This window comes from Streptomyces sp. NPDC051315 (assembly GCF_044455165.1).
GTDB lineage: Bacteria > Actinomycetota > Actinomycetes > Streptomycetales > Streptomycetaceae > Streptomyces.
This window is the reverse complement of the sequence record NZ_JBITEN010000019.1, coordinates 156,977-173,037: the sequence shown is the minus strand read 5'-3', so window position 1 is coordinate 173,037 and position 16,061 is coordinate 156,977. Positions and strand designations below refer to the sequence as shown.

Sequence of the window (16,061 nt, the reverse complement as noted above, 5' to 3'; positions counted from 1 at the left end):
CTTTTGGCACGCTGTTGAGTTCTCAAGGAACGGACGCTTCCTTTGTACTCACCCGAGAGACTCTCTCGCGGCTTTCCTCCGGGCGCTTCCCTTCGGTCTTGCGTTTCCAACCCTACCAGGGATTTTCCGTCCCTCTGACCACCCTCCCGCAGACATGCAGAAGATGATCCAAAGATTAGGATCCGGTGAGTTGGTTGCCGCTTGGTCAAGCGCGCTCGTCGCGTCGCTCACCCTCAAGCAGGAGTACGACTGTACACCGGGGCGCGGAGCCGGTGCAAATCCCTTAGGGTAGTGGTCTAGACCACGGACGGACTCTCGTGCGGAACCGGCACTTCATCTGACATACCCTGCTGCACAGTGCGCCGTCCGGGACTGGCAGTGACGGCCCATATACATCTCCACCCCTGGGAGGCTTCCCATGACCACCGTGACGTCCCCGCTGGCAGGACGCGCCATCGGACTGGCCTCAGTGCCGGATCCGGTCTTCTCCGGGGCCATGGTCGGCCCGGGTACGGCGATCGACCCGGTGCGTGAGCCTTCCGAGGCTGTCGCACCTGTGGACGGAGTCATCGTCTCCCTCCATCCCCACGCCTTCGTGGTGGTCGACGCCCATGGCCATGGGGTGCTCACGCACCTCGGTATCGACACCGTGCAGCTCAACGGCGAGGGCTTCGAGCTCCTCGTCAACAAGGGCGACACCGTGACGCGAGGACAGGGCATCGTGCGCTGGAACCCGGTAGCGGTGGAAGAAGCCGGCAAATCGGCGATCTGCCCGGTCGTCGCTCTGGAAGCCACCGCCGACGCCCTCGCCGAGCTGCGCGAAGACGGCGACGTCAAGACGGGCGACGTCCTCTTTTCCTGGCACTGAGCCAAAGTCGCCACGGGGCGGCACTCAGCACAACCACCGCGGCGGCGGGACCCGCCGCACTACCGGAGACGGGTGAGATGGAGACAACGCTGCGAGGCGTCGGCGTAAGCCACGGGGTGGCGATCGGCGAGGTTCGACACATGGGGACGGCGGTGCTCGAACCGCCCGCCAAGCAGATCCCGGCCGAGGACGCGGAGCGTGAGCAGGGGCGCGCCCGCAAGGCCGTGGATGCTGTGGCAGCCGACCTGACCGCGCGCGGCAATCTGGCCGGCGGCGAAGCCCAGGCGGTGCTCGAGGCGCAGGCCATGATGGCTCAGGACCCTGAGCTGATGGCGGACGTGGACCGGCGTATCGCCGTGGGGAGCACGGCCGAGCGTGCCGTGTACGACGCGTTTGCCGCCTACCGCGAGCTGCTCGCAGGTGCCGGGGAGTACCTCGCGGGTCGCGTGGCCGACCTCGACGATGTGCGGAATCGTATCGTCGCCCGTCTGCTGGGCGTTCCGATGCCGGGTGTCCCGGACAGTGACGAGCCGTACGTGCTCGTCGCCCGGGACCTGGCTCCGGCCGACACCGCTCTGCTGGATCCGACGCTCGTGCTCGGGTTCGTCACCGAGGAAGGCGGGCCGACGAGCCACAGCGCGATTCTGGCGCGGGCGCTGGGTGTGCCGGCCGTCGTGGCGCTGCCCGGTGCCGGTGAGCTCGTCGAGGGCACCGTGATCGCCGTGGACGGCAGCACCGGCGAGATCTTCGTCAACCCGAGCGACGACAAGAAGGCACAGCTCGAGGCCGCGGCCGCGGAGCGCAAAGCGGCGCTCGCCGCCTCGACCGGGCCGGGCGTCACCGCCGACGGTCACAAGGTGCCGCTGCTGGCGAACGTCGGCGGGCCCACCGACGTGCCGGCCGCCGTCGAGGCGGGCGCCGAGGGTGTCGGTCTGTTCCGTACCGAGTTCCTCTTCCTCGACGACAGCAGGAACGCGCCGTCCGAGGAGAAGCAGGTCGAGGCCTATCGGCAGGTGCTCGAGGCGTTCCCCGAGGGGCGGGTCGTCGTGCGCGTGCTGGACGCGGGTGCGGACAAACCGCTGGACTTCCTGACCCCCTCCGACGAGCCGAACCCGGCGCTGGGCGTGCGTGGTCTGCGGACGCTGCTGGACCACCCGGAGATTCTGCGCACCCAGCTGACGGCGCTGGCGAAGGCGGCCGAGGGCCTGCCGGTCTACCTCGAGGTGATGGCCCCGATGGTGGCCGACCGCGCCGATGCCAGGGCGTTCGCGGACGCATGCAGGGCGGCGGGGCTGCGGGCGAAGTTCGGGGCGATGGTCGAGATCCCGTCGGCCGCGCTGCGGGCCCGCTCGATCCTGCAGGAGGTCGAGTTCCTTTCGCTGGGCACGAACGACCTCGCGCAGTACACCTTCGCCGCCGACCGTCAGGTGGGTGCGGTGTCCCGCCTGCAGGATCCGTGGCAGCCCGCGCTGCTCGACCTGGTGGCGTTGTCCGCCGAGGCGGCGAAGGCCGAGGGCAAGAGCTGTGGTGTGTGTGGCGAGGCTGCGTCCGACCCGCTGCTCGCGTGTGTGCTGACCGGTCTGGGGGTCACCTCCCTGTCCATGGGTTCGGCGTCGATTCCCTACGTCCGGGCGACGCTGGCGAAGTACACGTTGGCGCAGTGCGAGCGGGCGGCTGCGGCCGCGCGCGCGACTGACAGTGCCGAGGAAGCGCGGAGCGCGGCGCAGGCCGTGCTGTCCGGTGAGTAGGGGGAGTCGGGCCGAGTCGGCGTTCGGCTGGTGAACAGGGGCGCTCCGCCTTCGGGTGGGGCGCCCCTTGTCGTGGTCAGTGGTCAGTTCAGTGGTGGTGGCCCGGCGTCGGACCTTGCCGTTCTTCCTGGCCCAGGTCGGGGGGCGCGCAGTAGTCGACGTTGGACTCGGGTGAGATCAGGTCTCCGGACTCGACGTCGGTGCAGTAGGCGTCGAAGACCTCGCCGGCCGTCAGGGGTTCGAGGCCGTCACCGCGCAGCCGCCATCCGTAGATCCGGTCGGGGGCGCCTGGGGCGCTGGTGCGCATGACCAGGCCGCCCGGGCTCTGGGTGGCGAGGCCGAGTGCGAGGACGGTGGTGAACTCGAGGGCCTCGGCCTCGTCGAGTGGAGTGGTGCCGTTCGGCGCCTGGTCGGCGTGGAGGACGGCGACGAGGGTTTCCGGTGTCCCCGTGACGCTGCAGACGAGGTGCCGGTTGCCCGGTGGCGCGGTGTCGAGGATGCGGAGGAGGAGGTCCGAGGCGCGTGCGAAGGCGGCGCGGCCAAGGTCCTCTCCGCAGGTCGCGCAGGCGCCGAGGCGGGCCAGGAGAGTGGCCGCGTACTCCCAGGTCGCCTGCCGGACGGCTTCGTCGACGAGGGCGGGGACGAGGTCGGCCAGCGGCTGGCCCTCGTAGGGAAGGGTGGGGCCGGTCGTCGCGAGTTCCGCGGTGAAGCGGGTGCGATGGGCCGGGACGTCGGGGTCGAGGCCCTTGGCGGTGCAGAACTCGGCGTACTCCTGGGGATCGAACAGGGCCACCGTCGTGTGGATGCCCTGGAGGGCGCGGGTCTTGAGGAGGTCCTCGACCTGTTGGAGGTAGGTGGCGTGGTCATCGAAGGTGAAGCTGCGGTAGCGCCGCATGGCACGGAAGTCGTGTTCGTCGGTGAGCAGGCCGATGGTGCCGGCGATTTCACGGCGCAGAACGCGTCGCATGGTCTGGGGGTCGGTGTGTGCCATGGTTCCCCCTGTGTGCACAGTCGATCAATGCTCACTCACAGTAATCGACGGCACTGACAGCGGGTCCCGGGCGGGCCGGTCCCACACCGGATGATGGGCGAAACGCACAGGTCAGGACGGTGGTTTCGTCGCGGCCGGCCCTCCGCGGGATGCAATGGTGATCGTCGCCGTGACGGCGAGTGGCGTCGTCAGGCCCGCTTGCGCGCGAGGTCCTCGTAGAAGTGCAGGAGGTCGAGGTTGTCGATGGAGCCGGGGTTGACCGCCTTCTCCAGGGGAGTGCCCTGCAGGAGGCGTTTGACCGGGACCTCGATGCGTTTCCCGGTGAGGGTGTGCGGGACTCCGGGCACCTCGATGATCTCGTCGGGGACGTGGCGGGGGGAGAGCTGTTCGCGGATGGTCTGTTTGATGCGGTTGAGGAGCGCCTCGTCGAGAGCGGCTCCCGGTGCGAGGTGGACGAAGAGGGGCATCCAGTAGCCGCCGTCGGGCTGTTCGATGCCGATGACCAGGGATTCCTTGATTTCGGGGAGTCGCTCGACGGCTTCGTAGATGTCGGCCGAGCCCATGCGTACGCCCTGGCGGTTGAGCGTCGAGTCGGAGCGGCCGTGGATGACGACGGAGCCGCGCGAGGTGACGGTGATCCAGTCGCCGTGGCGCCAGACGCCGGGGTAGGTGTCGAAGTAGCTGTCGTGGTAGCGGCTGCCGTCGGGGTCGTTCCAGAAGTGGACCGGCATGGACGGCATGGGGTTGATGACGACCAGTTCGCCGACCTCGTCGATGACGGGACGGCCGGCGGGGTCCCAGGACTGCAGGTCGGTGCCGAGGCAGGGGGCCTGGAGCTCGCCGGTGTACACGGGAAGGGTCGGGACGGCTCCGGCGAAGCAGGAGCACACGTCCGTGCCGCCGCTGACGGAGGCGATCCACAGGTCGTCCCGGACCTCGTCGTGCAGCCAGCGGAACCCGTCGGGCGGGAGCGGGGAGCCGGTGGTCGCGACGCACCGCACCGTGGAGAGGTCGAAGTCGCGGGAGGGGTGGACGTCGGCCTTGCGGCAGGCCATGACGTAGGCCGCGGAGGTGCCGTAGAGGGTGGCCCCGGTGCGTTCGGCGACGCGCCACTGGGCGGCCGTGTCGGGGTATCCGGGGCTGCCGTCGTAGAGAACGACGGTGGTGCCGGTCAGGAGGCCGGAGACGAGGAAGTTCCACATCATCCAGCCGGTCGAGGTGTACCAGAAGAAACGATCCTCGGGGCCCAGGTCGCAGTGCAGCCCCAGCTGCTTGAGGTGTTCGACCAGGATGCCGCCCTGGGACTGGACGATGGCCTTGGGCAGGCCCGTCGTGCCGGAGGAGTAGAGCACCCACAGGGGGTGGTCGAAGGGCACCTGCTCGAAGACGGGGTCCTCGTCCGCGGCCGTCAGGGCCGACCACTCCAGGGCCCCTTCGGGCGCCTCGGTGTCCAGGAGGGGGATGTGGACCACCGCGCGCAGGGTGGGCAGCTCCCGGCGCAGTTCGGCGACGACGTCGCGGCGGTCGTGCTCCTTGCCGCCGTAGCGGTAGCCGTCGACGGTGAACAGGACGACGGGTTCGACCTGCTGGAAGCGGTCGAGGACGCTGCGGGCACCGAAGTCGGGGGCGCAGGAGGTCCAGACGCCGCCCACGGCCGCGGTGGCCAGGAGAGCGACGACGGACTGCGGGATGTTCGGGAGGTAGCCGCTGACCCGGTCACCGGGGCGGACGCCGAGGGCGCGCAGCTCGGTGGCGAGGGAGCCGACCTGGCGGCGCAGCTCGGACCAGGTCACCGGGCGCGGTTCCTGGGTCTCGTCGACATACAGGAGGGCCGGTTCGTCCGCGCGGGTGGCACTGGCGCGCAGGGCGTGCTCGGCGTAGTTGAGCGTCGCCTCGGGGAACCACTGGGCGCCGGGCATGGAGCGGTCGCCCAGCACGCGCGCGTAGGGCGTGGAGAACCGTACGTCGAACCACTCGGTGACGGCTTTCCAGAACGTCTCCAGTTCGTCGACGGACCAGCGGTGCAGGGCCGGATAGCCGCCTTCGGACGGGGCTCCGTGGTGTTCGGCCGCCCAGGAGTGGAACCTGGTGACCTGGGCCTGGGCGATGCGCTGGGGGTCGGGCCGCCAGAGCGGCTCGGGGTTCACGGTCGACATGGGGCGGCTCCCGGACTGTGCGCGTCGTGTGCGTCGTCCGCGCACGTGCTGGGTTGTGCGCGTGACGCGGCTGACACGGACGATGCCATGTGATCGACTTGTACACCAGGGTGTGCCCCACACAGTCCATGTCGTGAAGATGTGGTCCCGCCACGGGTGAACGGCAGTTGAACGACACGCGCGCGTGAGGCGGTCAGTGGCAGGGTGAGCAGCATGGACGGTCGTGACCTGGTGCGTTCGATGAGAGTGGTCGGTTCTGCGGGGGCGGCCCAGGGGTTGCGTACCGTACGGGCCGCGTGGCGCAGGCGGCGCGCCGACGCCACCGGGCTGCCGGCGCGGGGCGGCGAGCGGGCGCGGGTGCCGGGGCAGATGCAGGAGGTGGAGCCGGGGCCCGGTGGGGGGACGGTCCGGTTCAGCCGCTCGGAGCTGCGGATCCAGGTCGCCGTGAACGGAGCGGTGTTCTGGGGCTGGGACGGGGCCGGGCCCGAGCCGTCGTACGCGCTGGCCGGGCGCTGTCCGGAGGCGGATCCGCGGGCGGTGCTGGAGCCGGACAAGGACGGTGGGTGGCGGGTCGTCGCCGAGCGGGTGACGGTCGTGGTCTCGCGGCACGGGGCGATCGAGGTGCGCACGCCGGGAGGCGTGACGGTGCGGCGTGAGCAGCCGCCCCGGTGGTGGGAGCCGCAGGGCGGCGGCCCGGGGCGCTGGATGCAGCGGTCGGAGGTGGCGGCGGACGCCCGTTTCTTCGGGCTCGGCGGGCGGGCGTCGGGGCCGCGTCTGCGTGACGGGACGTACCGGCTGTGGAACACGGATCCGGGGCGCCCGTTCGGCCGTGGGGACGATCCTCTGTACCTGACGATGCCGGTGCAGGTGGTGGTGGCCGACGCGACCACGCACCTGGTGTTCCACGACACCACCTGGGACGGCACGGTGACCCTGCGGGAGGGTGAGGAGGGGGCCGGTTCCGGGCACGACCGGGCCGGGACGTCGACGCTGCGGATGGACGGTGGCTCCCTGCGCTGCTGGGTGATGGTGGGCACTCCCGCGCGCGTGCTGCTCGCGTGGGCCTCGCTCACCGGGGCGCCGGCACTGCCGCCCGGGTGGGCGCTCGGTCATCACCACGCGCGCTGGGGCTTCGGGAGCGAGCAGGAGGTGCGGCGCGTCGTGGCGGGCTACCAGGAGCGCGCTCTGCCGCTCGACGCGGTCCATCTGGACATCGACCACCTCGACGGCCACCAGGTGTTCACCGTCGATCAGGAGCGCTTTCCCAAGCTGCCGGTGTTCGCCGACGAGCTGCGGCGGGACGGGATCCGTCTGGTGTCGATCGTCGATCCGGGGGTGAAGGCCGCGCCGGGCAACGCGGTCTACGACAGCGGGGTCGCCGAGGACGTCTTCGTGCGGGACGCGTCCGGGCGGGTCGTCGAGGGCGTGGTCCGGCCCGGCGAGGCGGTCTACCCGGACTTCACCGACGCGCGCGTGCGGACCTGGTGGGGAGGCCTCTACGCGGAGCGGCTCGCCCAGGGGTTCTCCGGGTTCTGGCACGACATGAACGAGCCGACGTCGTTCACCGCCTTCGGGGAGTCGACGCTCCCCCGGTCGGCCCGGCACGCCCTGGACGGGCGGGGCGGCGATCACCGCGAGGCGCACAACGTCTACGGGCTGTGCATGGCGCAGGCCGGTCATGAGGGGCTGAGGAACCTGTTGCCGGAGGAGCGGCCGTTCGTCTTCTCCCGCTCGGGCTGGGTCGGCCTTCAACGGTATGGCGGCGCGTGGTCCGGCGACGTCGCCACGGGCTGGCCCGGTCTGCGGGCGTCGCTGTCGCTGGTCCTGGGGCTCGGGTTGTGCGGGGTGCCGTACTCGGGACCGGACGTGGGCGGTTTCGACGGCAGTCCCTCTCCCGAGCTGTATCTGCGGTGGTTCCAGCTGGGTGCGTATCTGCCGCTGTTCCGGACGCACGCGGGTCCGCGGGCGGGACGCAGGGAGCCGTGGGAGTTCGGGACCGAGGTGCTGGAGCACGCGCGTGTGGCGCTCGTCGAACGCAGGCGGCTGCTGCCGTACTTCATGACACTGGCGCATCTGGCCCGGCGTACGGGGGCTCCCTATGTGCGTCCGGTGTGGTGGGGAGCGCCCGAGGACCGGGCGCTGCGGGACTGTGAGGACGCTTTTCTGCTGGGTGACTGTCTTCTGGTGGCGCCGGTGCTCGACCCGGGCGCGGACCGGCGGGCGGTGCAGTTGCCGAGGGGGCTCTGGTACGACACGGCGACGGGGAAGGCCTACGAGGGGCCGGGGCAGGTTCTCGTCGACGCTCCGCTGGCGCGCATTCCGGTGCTCGCGCGCGCGGGTGCCGTCATACCGGTGCGAGGGGAGGACGGCGGGCTGGAACTGGAGGTGTGGGCGCCGGCCCGGGGACGGACCGGGGGCGGCCTGGTGGTGCAGGACGCCGGTGACGGCTGGGACGAGCCGGAGATCGAGCGGTACGTCGTCCGTTGGAAGGGCGGTCGGAGGGTCGTCGTCGAGCGGGAGGGTGAGGACGGCGTGCGCGAGCCGTCCCACCCTGTCCGCGTGCGCGGGCTCGGTGGGCCCTCTCAGACGTAGCGGCCCTCGAAGAACGCCCGCACGGCGAGCGTGTGCAGCGGGAAGGCCAGCTCCTCCGGCCTGCGCAGAAGGTGCCAGCCCTCGGTCTCGTCCGTGGTGGCGGACGCCGGCAGCTGCTCCGCGGGGCGTTCCGGCAGGAGACCGAAGAGGAGGAGGTGGCCGTCGGGGGAGCTCATGGCGTCCGCGAGGCGTACGTCGCGGCTCGCGGCGTCGATGCCCGTCTCCTCCTTGAGTTCACGGACGACGGCCTGGCGCCAGTCCTCACGGTCGTCGATGTACCCGCCGGGCAGGGCGATGCCCCCGCGCGCGGGGCCGATGGTTCGGGTGATGACGACCAGGGCGGTGCCCTTCGTGTCGTACACGGGCTGGAGCGCGATCGCGACCGGCAGCGGGTTGCGGTAGGCCACGGTGGCGCAGGCCGGGCAGGTGCGGGGCCAGCCGGTGACGCCCTCCCCGTAGGGCGCTCCGCAGCTCGAACAGTGGGAGCCGCGCGGGGAGTTGGAAGTGGAGTGATGAGTTTCGGACACGCGGCGGACTGTATCCGATCATATGAGGGCGTCGCGCGTGGGTGTCCGCGACGCCTTCGCGAGCGACTTGGCGGAGACGGGGAAGTCGAAGTAGGTGTCCGGGTACGGCTCGGGCTTGAAGGTGTAGTGCCACCACTCCTCGGCGAGGTTGACGAAGCCGAACTCCTCGAGGGTGTCCTTGAGGAGCAGCCGGTTGGCGCGTTGCTCGCCCTGGACGCGCGGGTCGAGGGTGTGGCTGAGGGTGTCGAAGCAGTCGAAACCGGTGCCCATGTCGACGGAGTTGTCCGGGAATCGTTCATCCTGCGGCGCGTAGCACGGCACGAGCACTTCACCGGGGACGTAGGGCCTGCTCGGTCGTGCCGGGAGCCTCACAAGCGTGAGGTCGAGGGTCGAGCCGCGGCTGTGACCGGATTTCTCGGCGATGTAACCATCCGCGAACAGACGGGACTTGTCGACGTCGGGGTAGAACTCGCCTTTCATCGCCTCGTCGTCGAGATCCTGCGCCCAGCGGACGAAGTGGTTCACGGCGCGCTGCGGCCGGTAGCAGTCGTACACCTTGAGCGTGTATCCCTGGCGCAAGAGCTTCGTCTGCGCCTTGTGGAGGGCTTCGGCGGCCGGGCGCGTGAGGATGCACAGCGGCCGGCGGTAGCCGTCGATGCGGGTGCCGACGAAGTTGTGCGGGGTGAAGTAGCGCATCTCCTGGAGGATCGTCGGGTCCACGGTCCTCAGGGCGACGAAGTCCGCCGGGGCCTCGGGGTCGGTGTGGGCCCGCGCGGTGGTGGAGGCGGCGGTCACGGTCAGCAGGGCGGCGATCACGGTGACGGCACCGCGTACAGCGCTGGAGAGTCGTGTCATGTCTCCTGCGTCTATCAGGGCGGGGTTCCGTGGGGGAAGCGATCGCATGCGATCCGGACCTGGTACGCGGCGCCTGCCCCTTTTGCCGTACGCGTGACACACTTCTGACGCTCCGTCAGATATCGCTGCCGAGGAGGGCCCGTGTCACATACACGCATACCCGTGGTCGCCGGGTGGTTCACCGGGGACGGGGACGACTTCAGGCTGCTCGGGACGCGCTGCTCGGCCTGCGGATCGGTCTTCTTCCCCCGCGAGGACACGCGCTGCCGCCGTCCGGACTGCGGAAGCGGCGATTTGGTGGAGGTCCCGCTCTCGCGTCGGGGGCGCGTGTGGTCGTACACGGACACCCGGTACCGGCCTCCGTCACCCTACGTGAGCGACCCGGAACTTCCGTGGCAGCCGTACGCGTTGATCGCTGTGGAGCTGGAGTCCGAGCGGATGGTGGTGCTGGGACAGGCGGTTCCCGGGGTCACCGTCGCCGATCTGACGGTGGGCATGGAGGTGGAGGTCGTCCCCGGAGTGCTCCACGAGGACGCGGAGGCGACCTGGACGACCTGGCACTGGCGGCCGACGGGGGTGAGGGGATGACGGCGGACGTGGCGGTGCTCGGCGTGGGGATGCACCCCTGGGGCAAGTGGGGGCGCGGCTTCGTCGAGTACGGCGTGGCGGCGGCGCGTGCGGCGCTGGCCGACGCCGGTGTGGACTGGCGGGAGGTCGGTGCGGTCGTCGGCGCGGACACGGTGCGTGGCGGCTATCCGGGGTATGTGGCCGGGGCGACGTTCGCGAAGGCGCTGGGCTGGCAGGGGGCCAGGGTGACGAGTGTGTACGCGGCGTGCGCGTCGGGGGCCCAGGCGATCGACGCGGCGCGGACGCAGATTCTCGCGGGACTGTCGGACGTGGTGCTGGTGGTGGGGGCCGACGCCGCGCCCAAGGGTTTCTTCCGCCCCGCCGGTGGGGACCGGCCGGACGACCCCGACTGGCTGCGGTTCCGGGTGCTCGGCGCGACCAATCCGGCGTACTTCGGGCTGTACGCGCGTCGGCGCATGGCGGTGCACGGGGACACGCCGGACGACTTCGCCCGGGTCAAGGTGAAGAACGCCGCGATGGGGGCGCTCAATCCGAACGCGCGCTACCGCGCGCGGGTCACCGCCGACGAGGTCGCCGCGTCCGCGGTGGTGGCCGATCCGCTGCGGCTGCTGGACATCTGCGCCACCTCGGACGGCGGGGCGGCGGTGGTGCTGTCCAGCATGGAGTTCGCGCGGCGCCACGGGGCAGCGGATCCGGTACGGATCCGGGCGGTGGCCACCGTCACGCCCCGTTACCCCCGTACGGTGCTGGACCTGCCGGACATCGCGACCGACTCGGCGAGGGCGGTGGAGCCGGCCGACGAGACCTTCAGGGCGTCGATCGCCGCGGCCGCCTACGAGGAGGCGGGCGTCGGACCCGAGGATCTGTCCCTGGCCGAGGTCTACGACCTGTCCACGGCACTGGAGTTGCAGTGGTACGAGGACCTGGCGCTGTGCGGCGAGGGCGAGGGGGCCAAGCTGTTGCGGGACGGCGTGACGGCGCCGGGCGGCCGCATACCGGTGAACCCGAGCGGTGGGCTGGCCTCGTTCGGCGAGGCGGTGCCGGCCCAGGCGATCGCCCAGGTCTGCGAGGTGACGTGGCAGCTGAGGGGGCAGGCGGGCGACCGTCAGGTCAGCGGCGCGCGCGTGGGCCTCACGGCGAACCAGGGACTCTTCGGGCATGGTTCGGCGGTGGTCGCCGTGCGGTGAGGGAGAGACGGGAGGCCCCGAAACACGTGGGCACCTCACACAGACGCCGCTCGCGGCCGACCGCCCGCCCACCAGGACCTTCTGACGCTCTGTGATCACTCGGGAATCCTGCGTGAACGTCTCATGAACTGCGCCTGGGCGCACGCCCGCGGCGCCATCATGCTCCCGTGCACTCCTGGACGGATACTCTCCGCTTCGCCTTCCAGCCGGTGGTCAACCTGGCCACCGGAGGTGTGGCAGGACTGGAGTTACTCGCCCGACCGGAAACCGGCGACGTGCTGGCGCAGGCCCGGCGGGATGCCGAACTCGACGGTCGGCTGGCTGTGTTGGCGGTGCGGGCCGCCGCGCGCAGGGAGACGCTGCTGCCCCTGCACGTGAACGTGTTCGCCGGGACCCTGGCCGACCTCGGCGGTCTGACCCCGCTGCACGACGCCGTGCGGGAGGCGGGGCGGCTGCCGTGGGAGGTGACGCTCGACGTCGTCCCGCCGTACACCCACGTGCCGCACCGCGCGCTGCTGGAGGCGCTGGCCGCGCTGCGGGAGCAGGGCTTCCGGATCAGTGCGGACGGCGTCGGGGACGGGGACGTACCGCTGCGGCTGCTCACGGACATCGCGCCGGACCTGGTGAAGCTCGACGCGTCCCTGCTGGCGCGACCGGCGGCGGTACGGGCGATGCGGACGCTGTGCGACGAACTGGGAGCCCTGCTGGCGGTCGAGGGTGTGGAGACCGAACTGCAGTGCGCTGCGGCGCGGTCGGCGGGTGCGCAGCTCGCCCAGGGGCAGCTGTTCGCACCCCCGGCCCGGCTGCCCGCGGCCGACGTGTACGTGCCGCCGCGTTCCCCCGGGACGGTGTCGGCGCCCCGGTCGGGGCCCTCGGTGCGGGAGTTCGTCCGGCCGGCCGCGCTGCTGCCGGCCGGTGCCTCCGCCGGTCAGGTGCGGGCGCTGCTGACCGGGTCGCCGGACGTGTCCGGGGTACTGCTGGTGGACCGGGCGGGCGTTCCCGTCCGGTCCGTGCACCGCTCGCGGTTCCTGCTGTCGATGTCGGGACGTTACGGACACGCCCTGTACGCCGACCGGCCGGCCGCAAAACTCGGTGATCCGCCGCGGACGGTGGGCGTCGACGCGACGGCGTGGGAGGTGCTGGACGTGGTCGCCGTCGGCGGCCGGAGCCGTACCTCCGACGACGTGGCCGTCGTCGACCACCACGGGCGGTGCGTGGGTGTCGTCCGGCTCGGCGACCTGGTGCGGGCGCTGGCCGAGACGCGGATCGAGGAGGCGGCGGGGCTCAATCCGCTGACGCGGCTGCCCGGTTCCGACGCGATCACCGGCGAGGTGGACCGGCGGATCGCGGACGCGCGGACGTTCGCGCTGAGCTGGCTGGACGTCGATCACTTCAAGCAGGTCAACGACGGGGCCGGCTTCGCGGCCGGGGACGAGCTGATCCGCTCGGTGGGACGAGCGTTGCGGACCGCGGCGTCGGGGAGCACCTACGTGGGGCACATCGGCGGGGACGACTTCCTGGTCCTGGCCGATCCGGAAGGCCTGGAACAGCTGGCCGCCGCGATGCTGGACGCACCGTGGTCGGCGGGCGGACGCCCGGTCACACTGTCGCTGGCGACGGTCCTGTGCCCGCCGGGCAGCGTGACGGACCATCGCCAGGCGGCGGCCTGCCTGGCGCCGCTGAAGAAGGCCGCGAAGGCCTTGCACGGGGCCAGTTGGGTGCTGGGGCGAGCGGGTCTGCCGGGGCACGAGGTACGGCGGGGGTCGCTTCCGGTGGGGGCTGCGGGGCCGGGAGTGGTGGGGGTGGAGCCGGGGGTGGGCTGAGGGGTCGGCGCGCCGGCCCCGGGGACCCCCGTGCGGACGCCGACCACCCCGCCGGCCCGCCCCGCCTTCCCCAACGGTTGCCGTCCTCCTCCTTGACGCTCCCTGGACGCCGGTGAACACTTCCCGGTGTCAGCCGACATCGCCGCAGATTCGCGGCGTACCAGGCACGGCGCCGCATGGGCTCCCCGTTCCAAGGCCCACTCCCCCACGGGCGATTCGGCTACGACGGCACGCTCGTCACGGACGCAGGGCGGGGCGCGGGACCTCCCTGCCTTGGCCGAAGCAGCCATGGGAACCGCACCCGCACGGAGCACCGGGGCCGATCGCCCCGGGCCCGGCCTAGGAGCCGCCATGAGCAACGGAGATGTATTCGTCGGCGAGGTCATCGGAACCGCGATCCTCATCCTGTTCGGCGCGGGCGTCTGCGCCGCCGTCACCCTCAGGTACTCCAAGGCGCGGGCGTCGGGGTGGATCGTGATCGCCTTCGGGTGGGGGTTCGGGGTGCTGGCGGGGGCGTACACCGCCGCCCCGCTGTCCGGTGGGCATCTCAATCCGGCGGTCACGCTCGGGATCGCCGTCGACACGGGCGCGTGGGGCAAGGTCTGGGTCTATCTGCTGGGCCAGTTCATCGGCGCGATGCTCGGCGCCGTCCTCGCGTACCTGGTGTACCTCGCGCAGTTCCAGGCGAACGTACGCGAGAGGGGCACAACGGACGGAACGGCCGAGGAACCGACGCCGACCCTCGGCATCTTCTCCACCATCCCCGAGATCCGGAACCCGGTCGCCAACCTGATCACGGAGATCATCGCGACCGTCGCGCTCGTCCTGCCGATCCTCGCCTTCGGACTGACCAGGGGGCTCGGGCAGTCCGGCACGCTCGTGCTGATCGTGTCCCTGCTCGTCGTCGGCATCGGCCTCTCCCTCGGCGGGCCCACCGGGTACGCCATCAACCCGGCGCGTGACCTCGGGCCACGCATCGTCCACACCCTCCTGCCCATCCCGAACAAGGGAACCTCCGACTGGGGTTACGCCTGGATCCCGGTCGTCGGCCCGCTGATCGGCGGAGTACTCGCCGGCCTCCTCTACAACGCGGCGTTCTGAGCAGCGTCAGAGCAGCGCAGCATCCGAGCAGCCTTCTGAACCCAGCCCAAGGGGTAGCCATGACGGACAACTCCGAGAAGTACGTCGCCGCGATCGACCAGGGCACCACCTCGAGCCGCTGCATCATCTTCGACCGGGGCGGCGCGATCGTCGCCGTCGACCAGCGTGAGCACCGCCAGATCTTTCCCAAGCCCGGCTGGGTGGAGCACGACGCCACGGAGATCTGGTCCAAGGTGCAGGCGGTGGTCGCCGGGGCGATGGCCAAGGCCGGGCTGCGCGCGGAGCAGATCAGCGCGCTGGGCATCACCAACCAGCGTGAGACGACCGTGCTGTGGGACCGCGCCACGGGCAAACCCGTGCACAACGCGATCGTGTGGCAGGACACCCGCACGGCAGCGCTCTGCAACGAACTGGGCGGCGCCGACGGCCAGGACCGTTTCCGCGAGCAGACCGGGCTGCCGCTGGCCAGCTACTTCTCCGGGCCCAAGGCGGCCTGGCTGCTCGACAACGTGCCCGGGCTCAGGGACCGTGCCGAGCGCGGGGAGATCGCCTTCGGCACCATCGACTCCTGGCTCATCTGGAACCTCACAGGTGGTGTCGACGGCGGCCGTCACGTGACCGACGTGACCAACGCCGCGCGCACCATGCTGATGAACCTGGAGACACTCCAGTGGGACGCGTCCATCCTGTCCGCGATGAACGTGCCCGAGGCCGTGCTGCCGGAGATCAGGTCCTGCGCCGAGGTGTACGGCACCGCGGTGGGCCGGCTGTCGGGAGTACCGGTCGCCTCGGCGCTGGGCGACCAGCAGGCGGCGGTGTTCGGTCAGGCCTGCTACGACGTGGGGACGGCGAAGAACACGTACGGGACGGGCAGCTTCCTGCTGCTGAACACCGGTGACCGGCCGGTGCCGTCGAAGAGCGGACTGCTGACGACGATGGGCTACAAGCTCGGCGGGGAGGCACCGGTCTACTGCCTGGAGGGTTCGATCGCCGTAACGGGCGCGCTCGTGCAGTGGTTCCGGGACCAGCTCGGCATCATCCGTACGGCTGACGAGATCGAGACCCTGGCGGCCGGTGTCGACGACAACGGCGGCGCGTACATCGTGCCCGCCTTCTCCGGGCTGTTCGCGCCCTACTGGCGGTCCGACGCGCGCGGTGTCGTCACCGGGCTCACCCGGTACGTCACCAAGGCGCATCTCGCCCGGGCGGTGCTGGAGGCGACGAGCTGGCAGACACGGGAGGTCGTGGACGCCATGTACCAGGACTCGGGGGTGCGGATCACGACCCTGAAGGTGGACGGCGGCATGACGAGGAACAACCTCCTCATGCAGCACCAGGCCGATGTCCTGGGGGTACCCGTGATCCGGCCCCGGGTCTCGGAGACGACCTGCCTGGGCGCGGCGTACGCGGCGGGACTGGCCACCGGCGTGTGGAACGGCCTCGACGAGCTGAAGGCGCACTGGCGCAAGGACGCCGAGTGGACGCCGTCGATGGAGGCGTCGGTACGGGACCGTGAGTACCGCAACTGGCGCAGGGCCGTGGAGAAGAGCTTCGGGTGGACGGAGGACGGCGAGGGCCAGTAACACGCGCGTGCGTCCTCGGTGAGCCGCGGCCCGTACCCCTGT

General features: G+C 71.2%; 12 protein-coding genes. 8 read left to right on the top strand and 4 right to left on the bottom strand.

Annotated elements, in window-relative coordinates; all coding sequences use genetic code 11:
- Positions 1 to 418 precede the first annotated feature (418 nt).
- Both ACIBBD_RS30940 and ptsP read left to right on the top strand, forming a co-directional pair.
- Complete coding sequence (locus tag ACIBBD_RS30940; RefSeq protein WP_399422863.1) at positions 419 to 868, top strand: PTS glucose transporter subunit IIA; 450 nt, start codon at positions 419 to 421, stop codon at positions 866 to 868.
- A 77-nt stretch (positions 869 to 945) separates the two neighbouring features.
- Positions 946 to 2,616 carry a phosphoenolpyruvate--protein phosphotransferase gene (gene ptsP / locus ACIBBD_RS30935; protein ID WP_399422862.1) on the top strand — a complete coding sequence of 557 codons (1,671 nt, stop codon included), beginning with the start codon at positions 946 to 948 and terminating at the stop codon, positions 2,614 to 2,616.
- An 88-nt stretch (positions 2,617 to 2,704) separates the two neighbouring features.
- Here ptsP and ACIBBD_RS30930 read toward each other — a convergent pair whose 3' ends face one another.
- Together ACIBBD_RS30930 and ACIBBD_RS30925 are read right to left on the bottom strand one after the other, a co-directional pair.
- On the bottom strand, positions 2,705 to 3,607 hold the full coding sequence (locus tag ACIBBD_RS30930; protein WP_399422861.1) for a hypothetical protein: 903 nt from the start codon (positions 3,605 to 3,607) through the stop codon (positions 2,705 to 2,707).
- Positions 3,608 to 3,795: 188 nt separating this feature from the next.
- Positions 3,796 to 5,763 carry an acetoacetate--CoA ligase gene (locus ACIBBD_RS30925; protein WP_399422860.1) on the bottom strand — a complete coding sequence of 656 codons (1,968 nt, stop codon included), beginning with the start codon at positions 5,761 to 5,763 and terminating at the stop codon, positions 3,796 to 3,798.
- A 213-nt stretch (positions 5,764 to 5,976) separates the two neighbouring features.
- On the opposite strand from ACIBBD_RS30925, the gene ACIBBD_RS30920 reads away from it, so the two are divergent.
- Positions 5,977 to 8,355 carry a TIM-barrel domain-containing protein gene (locus ACIBBD_RS30920; RefSeq protein ID WP_399422859.1) on the top strand — a complete coding sequence of 793 codons (2,379 nt, stop codon included), beginning with the start codon at positions 5,977 to 5,979 and terminating at the stop codon, positions 8,353 to 8,355.
- Here ACIBBD_RS30920 and ACIBBD_RS30915 read toward each other — a convergent pair.
- Positions 8,346 to 8,882 carry an NUDIX domain-containing protein gene (locus ACIBBD_RS30915; protein ID WP_399422858.1) on the bottom strand — a complete coding sequence of 179 codons (537 nt, stop codon included), beginning with the start codon at positions 8,880 to 8,882 and terminating at the stop codon, positions 8,346 to 8,348. The two genes, ACIBBD_RS30920 and ACIBBD_RS30915, sit on opposite strands and share 10 nt — an antisense overlap.
- A gap of 18 nt (positions 8,883 to 8,900) precedes the next feature.
- Complete coding sequence (locus ACIBBD_RS30910; protein WP_399422857.1) at positions 8,901 to 9,737, bottom strand: M15 family metallopeptidase; 837 nt, start codon at positions 9,735 to 9,737, stop codon at positions 8,901 to 8,903.
- 162 nt (positions 9,738 to 9,899) lie between these two features.
- Here ACIBBD_RS30910 and ACIBBD_RS30905 point away from each other — a divergent pair, with 162 nt between their 5' ends.
- From ACIBBD_RS30905 to glpK, 5 genes are all read left to right on the top strand, one after another.
- Complete coding sequence (locus ACIBBD_RS30905) at positions 9,900 to 10,325, top strand: Zn-ribbon domain-containing OB-fold protein (protein WP_399422869.1); 426 nt, start codon at positions 9,900 to 9,902, stop codon at positions 10,323 to 10,325.
- Positions 10,322 to 11,512 carry a lipid-transfer protein gene (locus ACIBBD_RS30900; RefSeq protein WP_399422856.1) on the top strand — a complete coding sequence of 397 codons (1,191 nt, stop codon included), beginning with the start codon at positions 10,322 to 10,324 and terminating at the stop codon, positions 11,510 to 11,512. The genes ACIBBD_RS30905 and ACIBBD_RS30900 overlap by 4 nt, the downstream gene beginning before the upstream one ends.
- A gap of 167 nt (positions 11,513 to 11,679) precedes the next feature.
- The gene (locus ACIBBD_RS30895; protein ID WP_399422855.1) at positions 11,680 to 13,335 is read left to right on the top strand and encodes an EAL domain-containing protein; all 1,656 of its coding nucleotides are present in this window, start codon (positions 11,680 to 11,682) and stop codon (positions 13,333 to 13,335) included.
- Between the two features lie 351 nt (positions 13,336 to 13,686).
- A complete protein-coding gene (locus tag ACIBBD_RS30890) occupies positions 13,687 to 14,436 on the top strand; it encodes an MIP/aquaporin family protein (protein ID WP_399422854.1) in 750 nt (249 codons plus the stop codon).
- A gap of 59 nt (positions 14,437 to 14,495) precedes the next feature.
- Positions 14,496 to 16,019, top strand: a complete 1,524-nt coding sequence (gene glpK, locus ACIBBD_RS30885; RefSeq protein WP_399422853.1) for a glycerol kinase GlpK — start codon at positions 14,496 to 14,498, stop codon at positions 16,017 to 16,019.
- The last annotated feature ends 42 nt before the right edge of the window (positions 16,020 to 16,061 follow it).

Coding starts and splice junctions, on each gene's coding strand:
- ACIBBD_RS30940 (WP_399422863.1), top strand. CDS start 419: ATGACCACCGTGACGTCCCCGCTGGCAGGACGCGCCATCGGACTGGCC.
- glpK (WP_399422853.1), top strand. CDS start 14,496: ATGACGGACAACTCCGAGAAGTACGTCGCCGCGATCGACCAGGGCACC.
- ptsP (WP_399422862.1), top strand. CDS start 946: ATGGAGACAACGCTGCGAGGCGTCGGCGTAAGCCACGGGGTGGCGATC.
- ACIBBD_RS30900 (WP_399422856.1), top strand. CDS start 10,322: ATGACGGCGGACGTGGCGGTGCTCGGCGTGGGGATGCACCCCTGGGGC.
- ACIBBD_RS30925 (WP_399422860.1), bottom strand. CDS start 5,763: ATGTCGACCGTGAACCCCGAGCCGCTCTGGCGGCCCGACCCCCAGCGC.
- ACIBBD_RS30930 (WP_399422861.1), bottom strand. CDS start 3,607: ATGGCACACACCGACCCCCAGACCATGCGACGCGTTCTGCGCCGTGAA.
- ACIBBD_RS30910 (WP_399422857.1), bottom strand. CDS start 9,737: ATGACACGACTCTCCAGCGCTGTACGCGGTGCCGTCACCGTGATCGCC.
- ACIBBD_RS30890 (WP_399422854.1), top strand. CDS start 13,687: ATGAGCAACGGAGATGTATTCGTCGGCGAGGTCATCGGAACCGCGATC.
- ACIBBD_RS30920 (WP_399422859.1), top strand. CDS start 5,977: ATGGACGGTCGTGACCTGGTGCGTTCGATGAGAGTGGTCGGTTCTGCG.